At 69.8% G+C, this 13,951-nt stretch carries 12 protein-coding genes; 10 read left to right on the top strand and 2 right to left on the bottom strand.

The window, feature by feature from the left end; all coding sequences use genetic code 11:
• Positions 1 to 17 precede the first annotated feature (17 nt).
• The gene (locus tag AC07DC_RS04355; protein WP_478911681.1) at positions 18 to 428 is read right to left on the bottom strand and encodes a DUF1003 domain-containing protein; all 411 of its coding nucleotides are present in this window, start codon (positions 426 to 428) and stop codon (positions 18 to 20) included.
• 255 nt (positions 429 to 683) lie between these two features.
• Here AC07DC_RS04355 and AC07DC_RS04350 point away from each other — a divergent pair, with 255 nt between their 5' ends.
• The 4 genes from AC07DC_RS04350 to AC07DC_RS04335 all read left to right on the top strand — a co-directional run bounded on the left by AC07DC_RS04350 (position 684) and on the right by AC07DC_RS04335 (position 3,867).
• The gene (locus tag AC07DC_RS04350; protein ID WP_478912604.1) at positions 684 to 1,403 is read left to right on the top strand and encodes a CBS domain-containing protein; all 720 of its coding nucleotides are present in this window, start codon (positions 684 to 686) and stop codon (positions 1,401 to 1,403) included.
• A gap of 219 nt (positions 1,404 to 1,622) precedes the next feature.
• Positions 1,623 to 2,255: a hypothetical protein gene (locus tag AC07DC_RS04345; protein ID WP_478911679.1), complete on the top strand. Its 633-nt coding sequence runs from the start codon at positions 1,623 to 1,625 to the stop codon at positions 2,253 to 2,255.
• 54 nt (positions 2,256 to 2,309) lie between these two features.
• On the top strand, positions 2,310 to 3,230 hold the full coding sequence (locus AC07DC_RS04340) for a universal stress protein (protein ID WP_478911677.1): 921 nt from the start codon (positions 2,310 to 2,312) through the stop codon (positions 3,228 to 3,230).
• 181 nt (positions 3,231 to 3,411) lie between these two features.
• Positions 3,412 to 3,867 (top strand): pyridoxamine 5'-phosphate oxidase family protein, encoded by a 456-nt coding sequence (locus AC07DC_RS04335; protein ID WP_478911675.1) that lies wholly within the window; start codon positions 3,412 to 3,414, stop codon positions 3,865 to 3,867.
• 37 nt (positions 3,868 to 3,904) lie between these two features.
• Here AC07DC_RS04335 and AC07DC_RS04330 read toward each other — a convergent pair whose 3' ends face one another.
• On the bottom strand, positions 3,905 to 5,620 hold the full coding sequence (locus AC07DC_RS04330) for a sensor histidine kinase (protein ID WP_478911673.1): 1,716 nt from the start codon (positions 5,618 to 5,620) through the stop codon (positions 3,905 to 3,907).
• A 279-nt stretch (positions 5,621 to 5,899) separates the two neighbouring features.
• On the opposite strand from AC07DC_RS04330, the gene AC07DC_RS04325 reads away from it, so the two are divergent.
• The 6 genes from AC07DC_RS04325 (at position 5,900) to AC07DC_RS04300 (ending at position 13,807) form a co-directional block, all read left to right on the top strand.
• The gene (locus AC07DC_RS04325; protein WP_478911671.1) at positions 5,900 to 6,613 is read left to right on the top strand and encodes a response regulator; all 714 of its coding nucleotides are present in this window, start codon (positions 5,900 to 5,902) and stop codon (positions 6,611 to 6,613) included.
• 195 nt (positions 6,614 to 6,808) lie between these two features.
• Positions 6,809 to 7,264 (top strand): Crp/Fnr family transcriptional regulator, encoded by a 456-nt coding sequence (locus AC07DC_RS04320; protein WP_478911670.1) that lies wholly within the window; start codon positions 6,809 to 6,811, stop codon positions 7,262 to 7,264.
• Between the two features lie 189 nt (positions 7,265 to 7,453).
• The gene (locus tag AC07DC_RS04315; protein ID WP_478911668.1) at positions 7,454 to 9,847 is read left to right on the top strand and encodes a phosphoketolase family protein; all 2,394 of its coding nucleotides are present in this window, start codon (positions 7,454 to 7,456) and stop codon (positions 9,845 to 9,847) included.
• Positions 9,848 to 9,939: 92 nt separating this feature from the next.
• Complete coding sequence (locus AC07DC_RS04310; protein WP_478911666.1) at positions 9,940 to 10,173, top strand: DUF5133 domain-containing protein; 234 nt, start codon at positions 9,940 to 9,942, stop codon at positions 10,171 to 10,173.
• 186 nt (positions 10,174 to 10,359) lie between these two features.
• Positions 10,360 to 12,675: a terpene synthase family protein gene (locus AC07DC_RS04305; RefSeq protein WP_478911664.1), complete on the top strand. Its 2,316-nt coding sequence runs from the start codon at positions 10,360 to 10,362 to the stop codon at positions 12,673 to 12,675.
• A 229-nt stretch (positions 12,676 to 12,904) separates the two neighbouring features.
• The gene (locus AC07DC_RS04300) at positions 12,905 to 13,807 is read left to right on the top strand and encodes an oxidoreductase (RefSeq protein ID WP_478911662.1); all 903 of its coding nucleotides are present in this window, start codon (positions 12,905 to 12,907) and stop codon (positions 13,805 to 13,807) included.
• Positions 13,808 to 13,951 lie beyond the last annotated feature (144 nt).

The raw sequence follows: 13,951 nt of genomic DNA, 5'->3' as shown, positions 1-13,951 counted from the left end.
GCGGAGCGGGGTGGCGGTTACGCCCTGCCGCTGTCCTCCTCCGATGCCAGTCGCCGGTGGATCTCCGTGGTCATGGCGTGGATGGCCCGGGTCAGCTCGGTGTTGGTCTTGAGCTCCAACTCCTGCTCGACGAAGTCGTGATCCGCCTTGGCCTGCTGGAACACCGCCTGCCGATTCTGGCCGATCATGACGAACGTCGACAGGAAGATCGCTTCGAGCGACACGACGAGAGTCAACGTGGGCCAGGGATTGGACTCGACGACGAGCATCCACACCACGAAGGCGACGGCGTGGAGATAGACGAACATCATGGAGCCGGCGAACTTGGTGATCGCATCGGCGATGCGCAGCTGAACGTCCGAGGAACGGCCGGCGCGGTGCGCGACGACAACCGGATGGTGACGCGTCTGGTTGTCAGTGCTGCTCATCGGGATGTACCCCCTTGTGGTTGCCGGCCGGCGCCGTGGCACCGGGTGAACTCGCCTGCATCGTGTCAGACCCTTCCACCCTCCACGCGGGCCCGGGCCGGTCGGCCCGCGGCAGGGACCTGTGGCCTCTCGCTCTGCCGCCCTGCGGTCAGCAGGCTGGAAAGGAGCAGGCCTGCTGGAGCACGGCGATCCCGGTGAAGCGAATCCGGCGGCTCGCCGTGCGCCTCCCGCAGCCGTCAAGGAGGAGAAGGCGTGATGAAACACAACCGGGTCACCGACGTGATGACGAGCGAAGTCGTCAGAGCGGCCCACAACACACCGTTCAAAGTGGTCGCCGAGCGCCTCGCCCGGCACGGCGTCAGCGGGCTTCCTGTGGTGGACGACGACGAGAAGGTCATCGGCGTCGTCTCCGAGACCGACCTGTTGGCGCGCCAGGCGGCCACCATGGATGCCGGGGGACGCCGGCCGTTCGCATGGTCCCTTTCCGCCCGCAGGGGGCAGGCCAAGGCGCGCGCCCGCACGGCGGGGCAGCTGATGTCCCAGCCGCCGGTACTCGTGCACGCCGAGGAGTCGATCGCGGACGCCGCGCGCGTCATGGCGAAGCACCGCGTCGAGCGGCTGCCGGTGGTCGACGAGCAGGATCGGCTGATCGGGATCGTCACCCGGCGCGATCTGCTGCAGATCTTCCTGCGGCCGGACATCGAGATCCGCCAGGAAGTGATCGACGAAGTGGTGGTCAAGACCCTCTGGTTGGCCCCGCTGAGTATCGGCGTCGGCGTCCGCGACGGCGTGGTCACGCTGGAGGGCCGGTTGGAGCGGCGCAGTGAATGCGGGATCGCGATCCATCTGATCCGCCAGATCGACGGTGTGGTGGGGGTGCTCGACAAGCTCAGCTACGAACTGGACGACTCCCACCTGCGGCCCACCGAACAGGCGCTGCAGGGCGTTGCGGACGACTGGCTGCGGAAGCTGTGACGAGACCCGTCAGGACCGGCCAACGCGTGCTCGTCGCGTACGCGTCGGGGAACGGCTCGCCTCCGCCATCGCCGACCGGCTGAACGGGCCCTCGCAGTAGGGACGTTCGGCCCGATCGTCGGGACTGCGGACCCCTGCGGTCCCGGCTCCCGGGGCGGCACATTGAGACCGGACGCGGTTGCCGCGTCTCTCCTCCAGATCCCGGAAGGGATGGCCGTCATGGCAGTCCACGAGCACCCGCAGCACACCAGGTTCCACCTGCCGGCCCGACACAAGACCGGTGCGGCAGCGGTGTCCGGCGCGTCGCAGGTCCAGGATCGGGCTCTGGCGGTCACGTCGACCGGCGCTCGGGTCTTCGCCGGGGTCCGTGTCCTGACCGGGTTCGTCTTCCTGTGGGCCTTCCTCGACAAGGCGTTCGGCTGGGGTTACGCGACCTCGTCGGGCAAGGGCTGGGTCGACGGTGGTTCGCCGACGAAGGGCTTCCTCAGCGGGGTCTCCGCCGGCCCGATGCAGTCGACGTTCCACTCCTGGGCGGGTGCCGGCTGGGCGAACTGGATGTTCATGCTCGGCCTGCTGAGCATCGGCGTGGCCCTGACGGCCGGTGTCGCACTGCGGTTCGCCGCGGTCGCGGGCACGGCCATGATGGCGCTGATGTGGATGGCGGAGTGGCCGCCGGCCCGGCATCTGTCCGACGGCTCGCTGAGCATGTCCAGCAACCCGCTCGTCGACTACCACGTGCTGTACGCGGCCGTCATGATCGCGCTCGCCGTCGCCTCCGCCGGAACCGTCTGGGGACTCGGCCGGACCTGGGCCCGACTGCCCGTCGTCCGTGACCACCGCTGGCTCCGCTGACACCCGCCCGAGCGGCGGCCCGCCCTGTCCACATCCCCGAGAGAGGCCCACACCATGTTCCCCACCATCACCGCCGGTCTGGACGGTTCCCCCGAGAGCCTGGCCGCAGCGGACTGGGCGGCCAGGGAAGCGCTGCGCAGAGGGCTTCCCCTGCACCTCGTCCACGCCGGCGAATGGCAGCCCGACTCCGTCACCCCGCACACGCCGCTGGGCGGTCCCGGCCCCCCGCAGCGCCACTGGGGGGATCGTGTGCTGCGCGACGCCCGGGCACAGGTGCGGCTGCGTCACCCTGATCTGCAGATTGTCAGCGAGCAGATTTCCAACGAGCCCGTGGCGGCGCTCCTGGGCGCCTCGAACGACATGGAGATGCTGGTCATCGGCTCACGGGGGCTGAGTGCCGTCGCCGGTTTCCTGGTCGGCTCGGTGGCGCTCGGGGTCGTCGGGCGAGCCACCCGGCCGGTGGTCCTGGTCCGGGCCGGGGAACCGGACGGGAAGGCGCTTGTGGCGGACGCCTCCGTGACCGACTCGACCCCGGTTCCGCCCCGCGATGTCGTGCTGGGGCTCGACCTGAACAGGCCGAGTGATGCCGTGATCGCCTTCGCCTTCGAAGCCGCCGCCCTGCGTCAGACGGCGCTGCGCGTCATCCACGGCTGGTACCTGCCGGCCTACTACAGCTTCGGGGTCCCGGACGTCGCCATGAGCCAGGACGTCGGCGGGGAACTGGCCGAGCAGAAGAAGACCGCGCTGGCGGACGAGCTGCGTCCGTGGCGGGAGAAGTTCCCCGGAGTGGAGGTCACCGCTCAGGCGGTGATCGGCGGGGCCTCCCACCATCTGGTGGAATCCGCCCGCAGCGCCGATCTGGTCGTCGTCGGCCGGCGCACCCGCACCTCGGCGATCGGCGCGCACATCGGCTCCGTCACCCATGCGGTGCTGCACCATGCCGCCGCTCCGCTCGCGGTCGTCCCGCACGACTGAGCACGGCTGAGCACGGACAGGCACGACTGGGCACGCCCGGGCACGTCTGCCGGGCGGCGCCCAGGGCCATGTGGCCCCGACCTGGGACATGCGGCCCTATCGTGTGCGGGCGCCATGAGGAAGCATGGTCAGTGGGCGAATGGATCGTCAGGACTGCATGGACGGTATTGAGGATCGAACGATGCACCGACACAACGGTTTCCGGGAGCTGGATCGCCGGGAGAGCCTGCGTCTGCTGTCACTGGTGACGATCGGCCGGGTCATCTACACAGAAGACGCCCTGCCCACCGTTCTGCCGGTGCACTTCCTCCTGGACCCTGATGGTGCCGTGCTGTTCCAGGCTTCCGCCGCCTCACACATGGCCCGTGCGGTGCGGGGTGCGGTGGTCGCGTTCGAGGCGGACCACTTCGACGACGCCGGCCACACCGGATGGAGCGTGGTGGTCACCGGCCGGGCCTCGGTGGTCACGAATCCGGTCAAGGAAGCGCGGTTGCGGTCGAGCGGTCCGCGGCCGTGGTTGGAAACGGGTGACGGCGTCTTCATCCACATCGAACCCGAACTCGTCGCAGGGCGCGTCGTGGACCAGAACGGGTACGTCCCGGCAGAGCAGGTGAAGTCTCCCGCCGACATGCCGTGATGACGGCCGACCCAGCAGGAAGCCTGTCGCGGATCCGTTATTCCGTCTTCACCGGCACCTGCCAGACGAGAGTGGTCCCGCCGTCCGGCGGGCAGATCAACTCCATGTCGCCGCTCATCTGCAGGGCGCGCTCCCGCATGTTCCGCAGGCCGTTGCCGCTGCGTTCCGTCGGCAGGCCGACGCCGTTGTCGGTCGTCGTGAGGACGACCTGACGGCCATCGGTCTCCAGGGCCACCTGCACGCGGGTGGCGTGTGCGTGCTTCGCGACGTTGCTCAGCGACTCCGCGAGCACCGCCAGCACATGGTCGGCGACCTCCCGGGGCACCTGGGTGTCCAGCAGCCCTTCCATCCGCACGCTGGGAGTGAAGCCGAGTACCGCGGCCGCGTCGGAGGCGGCCCGCACCGTACGGGCCCGGAGGGTGTGGTCGGCGCCGGTCTCACGGGACCGCAGACCGAAGATGGTCGAACGGATGATCTTGATGGTCTCGTCCAGGTCGTCGACGGCGCGCCTGACCCGTTCCGAGGCCTCGGGGTGCTCGATGAAGCGGCCCGCACTCTGCAGCGTCATGCCAGTGGCGAAGAGGCGCTGGATCGCGAGGTCGTGCAGATCGCGGGCGATCCGGTCCCGGTCCTCCAGCAGCGCGATCTGCTCGGCGTCGGTACGCCGTTCGGCCAGTTCCATCGCCACCGCCGCCTGCCCGGCGAAGTCCTGCAGCGGTTCGATCTCGCCCTCGGTGAAGGCCGTCTCGCCGGCCGCGCGGACCAGGAGCAGCACGCCGCGCGGGCCGTCACCGGTACCGAGAGGGACGGCGACCGCGGCCTCCAGCCCGGCATTTCCCGGCACATCCGTGCCGACCGGCTCGTTCTTGTTGATATCTGCGCTGGTCACGGGCTTCGCGGAGGAGAAGGCCGCGCCCACGAGGCTGCCCTCGACCGGCACGACCAGACCGCGCAGCGCGGGCGCGTCCCGACCGATGACCAGGTCGACGGAGAGCGACGCGGCGTCCTCGACGGGCAGCGCGATGAGGGCCAGTTCGGCACCGGTGATCTCTCTGGCCCGTTCGGCGATGAGGCTGATGACCGCGCTGCGCGGGCTGCCGGCCATGAGGGTGTGGGTGATCTCCGCGTTGGCCTGGAGCCAGCGCTCGCGGCGCCTGGACTCCTCGTACAACCGGGCGTTGTCGATCGCCACGCCGGCGGCCACGGCAAGCGTGGCCAGCACGGACTCGTCCTCGGCGTCGAACTGCCCGCCGCCGCGCTTCTCCGTCAGGTACAGGTTGCCGAAGACGTGGTCGCGCACCCGGATCGGTACCCCGAGGAAGGAGTCCATCGGCGGGTGGTTCGGCGGAAAACCGTACGACGACGGGTGATCGGAGATCCGCGGCAGCCGCAACGGGTGCGGATCGCGGATCAGCACGCCCAGGATTCCGTGGCCCGACGGGTACGCGCCGATCGCGGTGATCTGTTCGGGCGTGAAACCGACGGTCAGGAACTCGCCGAGCCGCTCGCCGTCCGGTCCGATCACGCCCAGTGCCGCGTACTCGGCCTTCACCAGTACGGCCGCCGCCTCGACGATATTGCGGAGCACCTGCTCCAGATCCAGCTCACGTCCGACGGAGAGCACCGCCTCCAGCAGACCGCGCACCTGGTCCCGGGTGCCGCGCGCCGCGTCCAGCCTGGTCTGGAGCTCCTCCAGAAGCTCGTCGAGCCGCAGTTGCGGGGAGTGCTCGGGCCCCTCGTCGACGTTTCCCACCGATATGCCTCCAGGTGCATGGTGACGCGTCGGAGGCCTACCTTCCCAGCCCCTTCCACCGTACTCGCCACGCGACGCCGTGATGCCGCCCGCGGGGACCCTACGGCGCCCGGGCCCCGAAGGGCGGAGAATGGGAGGTGCGCGGTGGTGATGCCGCCATGGAATCAGGGCCACCTGGCCCTGGTAGCGCTGCGCGGGGAGCCGCAGACTGATGGGTGAGCGCGGTTCGGGGCCTGTCCGCTGGACGGGGAATCCCGGCGCAGGATTCAGGAGCTCTTGATGTCCGACAGCGACCGTCCCACCCCCGCGGCCGGGATCACGGTCTTCCTGCTCGACGACCATGAAGTGGTGCGGCGAGGCGTGCGTGACCTGCTGGACGACGAACCGGACATCACGGTGATCGGCGAGGCGGGGACCGTGGAACAGGCCCTCATCCGCGTTCCCGCGCTGCGCCCGCAGGTCGCCGTGCTGGATGTGCGGCTGCCGGACGGTGACGGAGTGACGGTCTGCCGGGAACTGCGCTCCCGGATGCCCGATCTCGCCTGTCTGATGCTCACCTCCTTCGACGACGAGGAGGCGCTGCTGGACGCGATCATGGCCGGTGCCTCCGGGTTCGTGCTGAAACAGATCCGCGGCTCGGACCTCGTCTCGGCCGTGCGCACCGTCGCGTCCGGACAGTCGACGCTCGACCCCAGCGCGGCGGCCAGGCTGATGGCCAAGTTGCGCGGCGTGGAGGAACCGGCACCGGAACTGGTGGCGCTGCCGAGCCTGACCGACCGGGAGCGGGAGATCCTGGCCCTGGTCGGCGAGGGGCTGACCAACCGGCAGATCGGCCAGCGGCTCTACCTGGCGGAGAAGACCGTCAAGAACCACATCTCACGGCTGCTCGCCAAACTGGGAGTCGAGCGGCGGGTCCAGGCCGCCGTGATCGCGACCCAGGCGCAGGACCGGCTGAACCAGGAAAGCCGGCATGACGCCGGTCACCGACGGTGACCCCATGGGTTGAGCTCGCGATGGCGTCGTACCCGGGCCGTCCTGACCGCAGCTGAGGACGTTCGGCCCCTGCGCGCGTCCGCGCCCCCTGGGCGAGGATGAGAGGGCAGGCAGGAACGATGGACAACCAAAGCGGCGAAGCGCGACCACGCCTGCACCAGTCGGAGACCGCGGAGCCGCGGAACGGACAGTGCGATGTCCACGACACACTCCATTCTCGACAGCCTCACCACCGCACACCGTGACCGACTGCTGGCGTTGTCCACCCCGGTCTCCTTTCCCGCGGGCGCACGGATCTTCGACGCCGATCGGACCGCCGAACGGTTCTGGGTCGTGGACCGCGGCGAGGTGACCCTGGACCTGCACGTTCCCGGCCGCCAGGCGGCCGTGGTGCAGACCGTCTCGGCGGGCGAACTCCTCGGCTGGTCCTGGCTCTTCCCGCCGTTCCGCTGGCAGTTGGGCGCACAGGCGCACACCGCGGTGCAGGCCACGGAGTTCCCGGCAGCGGCGGTTCGTAACCTGTGTTCGGCCGACCCCGGACTGGGACACGAATTCACCCTACTCTGCGCGGCTGTCATCGGGAGCCGGCTGCACGCCACCCGTACCCGGCTGCTCGACCTGTACGGCCCGGCCGGCAGTGGTGTGCGGTAGCTCCGAACGGATGCACGCGCGACGGAGCGGATACCCGCGCGACGGAACGGATACGCGCGCAGCGGAGCGGATACCCGCACAACGAGGGCCGTTCGGCCCCCGGATGTCCCTCATCGGCCCAAGAGGCGGGGCCCCACCCGATCGCAGAGTAGGAGCGACGCCGGTTCGGCGCTTGCGGAGGAGATGGAAATGCCTGGCACCAGCTCAGAGACGCACACCAAGGACAGCTACCTTGACGACGCCGAACTGGCGGCACTGGACGCGCATTGGCGGGCGGCGAACTATCTGGCCGTCGGCCAGATCTACCTGATGGCCAACCCGCTGCTCACCGAACCCCTGCTCCCGGAGCACATCAAGCCCCGGCTGCTGGGCCACTGGGGAACGTCGCCCGGTCTCAACCTCGTGCACACCCACCTCAACCGGTTGATCAAGGCGCGCGACCAGGACGCTCTGTGCGTGTGGGGGCCGGGGCACGGGGGACCGGCGGTACTGGCGAACTCCTGGCTGGAAGGCACCTACAGCGCGACGTACCCGGACATCGGCCGGGACGCCGAGGGCATGGGCAGGCTGTTCCGGCAATTCTCGTTCCCCGGTGGGGTACCCAGCCATGTGGCCCCCGAGACCCCCGGATCGATCCATGAGGGCGGGGAGCTGGGCTACTCGCTCTCGCACGCCTACGGCGCCGCGCTGGACAACCCCGGCCTGCTGGTCGCCTGCGTCATCGGCGACGGCGAGGCCGAGACGGGACCGCTGGCCGCCTCGTGGCACTCCAACAAGTTCCTCGACCCGGTGAACGACGGAGCGGTCCTGCCGATCCTGCATCTGAACGGCTACAAGATCGCCAACCCCGCCGTACTGGCCCGCATCCCCGAGCCCGAACTCGACGACCTGATGCGCGGACTGGGGCACGAACCGATCCACGTCACCGGGGACGACCCGCTCCAGGTGCACCAGGCCATGGCCCGCGCGATGGACACCGCGTTGGACCGGATCGCCCTCATCCAGCGCACCGCCCGCGAGGGGGGCACCGCGGAGCGCGCCCGCTGGCCGGTGATCGTCCTTCGCACCCCCAAGGGCTGGACCGGTCCCGCGGAGGTCGACGGGCTTCCCGTCGAAGGCACCTGGCGCGCCCACCAGGTCCCGCTGTCCGGGGTGCGGGACAACCCCGAGCACCTGCGCCAGTTGGAGGCATGGCTGAAGTCCTACCGGCCGGCTGAGCTCTTCGACGAGCACGGCCGCCCGCGCGATCAGGTGCTGGAATGCCTGCCGGACGCCGAACGAAGGCTCGGCGCGAGCGTGCACGCCAACGGCGGCCTGCTGCTGCGGGACCTGCCGATCCCGGCGCTGGAGCGGTACGCCGTCCCCGTCGACAAGCCCGGCGTGACCCTCCACGAGCCCACGCGCATCCTGGGCGACCTGGTGGAGACGGTCATGGAGGACACCGCGGACCGCCGTGACTTCCGGCTGGTCGGCCCGGACGAGACCGCGTCCAACCGGCTGCAGAGCGTCTACCGGGCCACGGGCAAAGCGTGGCAGGGCGAGACCCTGGAGGTCGACGAGCACCTGGACCGGCACGGCAGGGTCATGGAGATCCTGTCCGAGCACACCTGCCAGGGGTGGTTGGAGGGCTACCTCCTGACCGGCAGGCACGGGCTGTTCTCCTGCTACGAGGCGTTCGTCCACATCGTCGACTCCATGGTCAACCAGCACATCAAATGGCTGCGCGTCTCCCGGCGGCTGCCCTGGCGCCGCCCCATCGCGTCGCTGAACTACCTGCTCACCTCGCACGTGTGGCGGCAGGACAACAACGGCTTCTCGCACCAGGACCCCGGCTTCATCGACCACGTCCTGAACAAGAGCCCCGAGGTCGTGCGGGTCTATCTGCCGCCGGACACCAACACGCTGCTGGCCGTCGCGGACCACGTGCTGCGCAGCCGGGACTACGTCAACGTCGTCGTCGCCGGCAAGCAGCCGTGTTTCGACTGGCTCTCCCTGGACCAGGCCCGCGCGCACTGCGCCCGCGGCGCCGGCGTCTGGGAGTGGGCCGGTACGGAGGACGGCGCCGGCGAGCCCGATGTGGTGCTCGCCTGCGCAGGGGACGTTCCCACGCTGGAGGTCCTCGCCGCCGCGCAGCTGCTGCGCGTGCACCTGCCGGAGCTCCGGGTGCGGGTCGTCAACGTGGTCGACCTGGCCCGGCTCCTGCCGAAGGAGGAACACCCGCACGGCATGCACGATGCCGAGTACGACGCCCTCTTCACCCGCGACAGGCCGGTCGTCTTCGCGTACCACGGCTACCCGTGGCTCATCCACCGGCTGGCCTACCGCCGTGCCGGACACGCGAACCTGCACGTGCGCGGCTACAAGGAGGAGGGCACCACCACCACGCCCTTCGACATGGTGGTCCGCAACGACCTCGACCGCTACCGCCTGGTCATGGACGTCATCGACCGCGTTCCCGGCCTCGCCGTCCGCGCCACCACCGTCCGCCAGCACATGGAGGACGCCCGGCTGCGCCACCACGCCTGGATCCGCGAACACGGGGTGGACCTGCCCGAGGTCGCGGAGTGGACCTGGTCCGGCTGAGGCCGGCCGTACGGAACGTCCGCACGGAGCAGTCGCACGGAACCGCCGCGCAGAGCTGCCGCACCGAACCGCTCAGCCGAGGGAGACCCACGATGCTGATGGCCCACCCCGCCGTACTGCGGAACCTGCTGGAACGCTACGACGCCCTGCAGTTACTCTCCCGCTCCGAAGCCGTCGACCCGTACGTCCACCGGCAACTCCAGGACACCGCGTACACGTTGTGCGTCTCCACCGGCACCCGGGACATCGGGGCGGCACTCATCGCCGCCCGCGAGCAGACCCGGCTGGTCCCCACCGATCCCCGCACGCCCACCGCGGTCGGCTGAGGATCCGGGCTCGTCCTCGCGACGGTTCTGCGGAAGCGGCCTTCTGCAGAACCGCCCGCGCGTGCGGGGTCTTTTGGCGGAACGTCATACTTTCGTGTGAGACGACGCGGTCCTCCGTATGGCCACCGGCTCCTTGGGCATGACTGGGCCTGACCAACTGGCGCGCGATTTTGGAGGGGCGGCCCAGTGACTCAGCCGTTCGACCTGCCCGAGTTCTACATGCCGTACCCGGCCCGGCTCAACCCGCATCTGGAAGCGGCCCGTGAGCAGTCCAGGGTGTGGGCCCGGGGCATGGGCATGTTGGAGGGTTCAGGGATCTGGGAACAGAAGGACCTCGACGCCCACGACTACGCCCTGCTCTGCTCGTACACCCACCCGGACTGCGACGCGGACGTGTTGTCGCTGGTCACCGACTGGTACGTGTGGGTGTTCTTCTTCGACGACCACTTCCTGGAGCTGTTCAAACGGACGCCTGACCGCCAGGGCGGCAAGGAGTATCTGGACCGGCTGCCGGCGTTCATGCCGATGGATCTGGACGACGGCTTCCCGGAGCCGCAGAACCCGGTGGAGGCGGGGCTCGCCGACCTGTGGGCGCGCACCGTGCCGAGCATGTCGCACGCGTGGCGCGAGCGGTTCGCCGAGTCGACCCGCAACCTGCTCAACGAGTCCCTGTGGGAGCTCGCCAACATCGACACGGGGCGGATCGCCAACCCCGTCGAGTACATCGAGATGCGGCGGAAGGTGGGCGGGGCGCCCTGGTCCGCGGGGATCATCGAGTTCGCGGCGGGAGCCGAGCTCCCGGTCCCGGTCGCGGGGACCCGTCCGCTGCGGGTTCTCACCGACGCGTTCTCGGACGGCGTCCACCTGCGCAACGACCTCTTCTCCTACCAGCGGGAAGTGGAGGACGAGGGCGAACTCAGCAACGGCGTGCTGGTACTGGAGACCTTCCTGGGCTGTTCGACCCAGGAGGCGGCCGATTCCGTCAACGACCTGCTGACCTCCCGCCTGCAGCAGTTCGAGAACACCGCGCTGACCGAAGTCCCCGCGCTCTGCTTGGAGAAGGGCCTGAATCCGGCGCAGTGCGCGGCGATCGCGGCCTACGTCAAGGGGTTGCAGGACTGGCAGTCCGGTGGGCACGAGTGGCATCTGCGCTCCAGCCGCTACATGAACGAAGGCGCGGTCACCTCCCGGAACACCCTGTTCGGCGGAGGCGTCGGCTCCTCGGTACTGGACATCAGGACGCTCTTCGGCCGACCGGCCAGGGCCCGGCTGCGCAGCCACAGCCATGTGTCGCGCCAACATGTCGGGCCCTCTCAACTGCCCGACTTCGACCTGCCGTTCCCGTTGACGATCAGCCCCCACCTCGATCTCGCACGGAAGGAGTCCGTCGCCTGGGCCGGACGGATGGGTCTGCTCGCCGACATCTGGGACGAGGACAAGCTCGCCGGATACGACTTCGCCCTCTGCTCGGCCGGCCTCGATCCGGACGCCACGCGGGAGGAGTTGGAGCTCAGCGCGGAGTGGCTGACGTGGGGGACGTACGGCGACGACCTGTACCCGCTCGCCTTCGGCCGCACCCACGATCTCGCCGGGGCGAAGCTGTGCAACGATCGCCTCAAGGCCTGTATGACCGTCGAGGACCCGGCCGTCGGAGCGGCCCTGGCGGTCACCCCGATGGAACGCGCACTCGCGGACCTGTGGGGCCGCACCGTCGTGCCCATGGACCTGGACCAGCGCCGCGCCTTCCAGCGAACCGTCGATGTGATGCTGGACAGTTGGCTGTGGGAACTCCACAACCAGCACCAGAACCGCATTCCCGACCCCATCGACTACATGGAGATGCGCCGGCTGACGTTCGGCTCGGACCTGACCATGAGCCTGTGCCGGATGCGGCACGGCAAGAAGCTGCCGCCGGGCATCTACGAGAGCGGGACGCTGCGCGCGATCGAGAACGCGGTCTCGGACTACGGGTTCCTGATCAACGATGTCTTCTCGTACCAGAAGGAGATCCAGTACGAGGGAGAGATCCACAACCTCATCCTCGTCGTCGAGAACTTCTTCGACTGCGACTACGCGACGGCGCTGAGGATCGTCGCGGATCTGATGTCGTCGCGACTCGCCCAGTTCCAGCACGCGATGGAGTACGAACTTCCCGTGCTGTACGACGACTTCGACTTGGACGAGGAGGGCCGGGCGACGTTGGACGAATACATGAAGGAACTGCAGGACTGGCTCGTCGGCATCCTCAACTGGCATCGGGAGGCGCGCCGCTACGACGACGTCGATCTGCCGGGCGCCCTGCCCTACAGCGGCATCCCGCACGCACCCGTCCCGCAGCAGACCACCCCGCCGTCCGCACCCCAGGCACCGCCGTCGCTGCCGTCATCGGAAGGGCACGTCTGGTCCGTCCCGGGCGGACTGGGCACCTCGGCGGCCCGCATCTTCTTCCCCTCACCCACGGAGACAGCCCACGACCGAGGTGCCCGACGGGGTGCCCTCTGAGGGGCTTCGCGGTGTGACGTCGATACCCATCACAACCGGGTTCAAGGGCAGGCCATTCCCGCTCCGGGTGTGATGATCACCGCACGGGTTCCGGCTTCCCGGCGTGCTCGTCGGGACCTCATAATCCGATCGCGACACCGACGCCGGGACGGGGCGGACGAGGGGACGGTGCTCCTCCGCAGGTCCGCCCCTCCCGGCACGGACGAAGATCAATCGAGAGGAACCGCTCTTGCCCGCACGGACGATCACTGCCGAGGCCGCAGGTACGTGGAAGCTCGGTGATCGGGTGGTCAACCGGATCGGCCTCGGCGCGATGCGGCTGACCGGCAGCGCCGCCTTCGATCTCGGCACGCCGAGCGACCGCGACCGGTCGATCGAGGTGCTGCGGCGGGCGATCGAGCTCGGCGTCAACCACATCGACACCGCTGCCTTCTACTTCTCACCGCTGCGCTCCGCCAACGAGCTCATCAACCGGGCACTGGCCCCGTACCCGGACGATCTGGTCATCGTCACGAAGGTCGGTCCGAGCCGGGACGCGTCGGGTGGGTGGCTGCCCTGGCCGACCCCGGACCAGCTGCGCGGCCAGGTGGAGGAGAACCTGCGCCAGCTCGGTCGCGACCACCTCGACGTGGTGAATCTGCGGATGAACGCACCCGGCCCGATCGCCGAGCACTTCGGGGCGCTGGCCGAGCTGCGCGACGCCGGTCTCATCCGCCACCTCGGCCTGTCGAATGTCCGCGTGGAACACCTCGCCGAGGCACAGGCCATCGCGCCCGTGGTCTGCGTGCAGAACCGGTACGGCCTCGACGCGCGGCGCCCGGGTGCCGACGACTTCCTGAAAGTGTGCGGGGAGCAGGGGATCGCGTTCGTGCCGTTCTTCGCGATCGCCGGCGAAGGCCGCGAGTCGGGCGTGACCGGCGCGGAACACCCGCAGGTGCTCGCCGTCGCGAACGCGCACGGCGTGTCGCCCGCGCAGGTCCGGCTGGCCTGGACGCTGCAGCAGGGGCCGCACGTGCTGGCCATCCCGGGCACGGGCAATCCGGACCACCTCACGGCCAACGTGGCCGCCGGCGCGTTGCGTCTCACGGAGCAGGAGATGGCTCTCCTCAACGCGCCCGACGGCGAGGCGTAGCGGATCCCGGGTGCCCACGGTCGGGGCCCCCCGCGGGGGGGGGGGGGGGGCGCCGGGGGGGCGGGGGGGCGGGGGGGGGGCGGGCCCCCGGCGCGGCCACGGGTTCTGGGGCCACGGGGGGGAAGGGCGGGGCCCCCCACAAGA

This window comes from Streptomyces sp. NPDC045021 (assembly GCF_056432645.1).
Note: the sequence above shows the minus strand (reverse complement) of the source record. Positions and strands in the feature narration are given on the sequence as shown.

What these genes read in the sequence shown, in the direction of transcription:
- AC07DC_RS04355 (WP_478911681.1), bottom strand. Translation starts at nt 428, where the DNA reads ATGAGCAGCACTGACAACCAGACGCGTCACCATCCGGTTGTCGTCGCG.
- AC07DC_RS04350 (WP_478912604.1), top strand. Translation starts at nt 684, where the DNA reads ATGAAACACAACCGGGTCACCGACGTGATGACGAGCGAAGTCGTCAGA.
- AC07DC_RS04345 (WP_478911679.1), top strand. Translation starts at nt 1,623, where the DNA reads ATGGCAGTCCACGAGCACCCGCAGCACACCAGGTTCCACCTGCCGGCC.
- AC07DC_RS04340 (WP_478911677.1), top strand. Translation starts at nt 2,310, where the DNA reads ATGTTCCCCACCATCACCGCCGGTCTGGACGGTTCCCCCGAGAGCCTG.
- AC07DC_RS04335 (WP_478911675.1), top strand. Translation starts at nt 3,412, where the DNA reads ATGCACCGACACAACGGTTTCCGGGAGCTGGATCGCCGGGAGAGCCTG.
- AC07DC_RS04325 (WP_478911671.1), top strand. Translation starts at nt 5,900, where the DNA reads ATGTCCGACAGCGACCGTCCCACCCCCGCGGCCGGGATCACGGTCTTC.
- AC07DC_RS04320 (WP_478911670.1), top strand. Translation starts at nt 6,809, where the DNA reads ATGTCCACGACACACTCCATTCTCGACAGCCTCACCACCGCACACCGT.
- AC07DC_RS04315 (WP_478911668.1), top strand. Translation starts at nt 7,454, where the DNA reads ATGCCTGGCACCAGCTCAGAGACGCACACCAAGGACAGCTACCTTGAC.
- AC07DC_RS04310 (WP_478911666.1), top strand. Translation starts at nt 9,940, where the DNA reads ATGCTGATGGCCCACCCCGCCGTACTGCGGAACCTGCTGGAACGCTAC.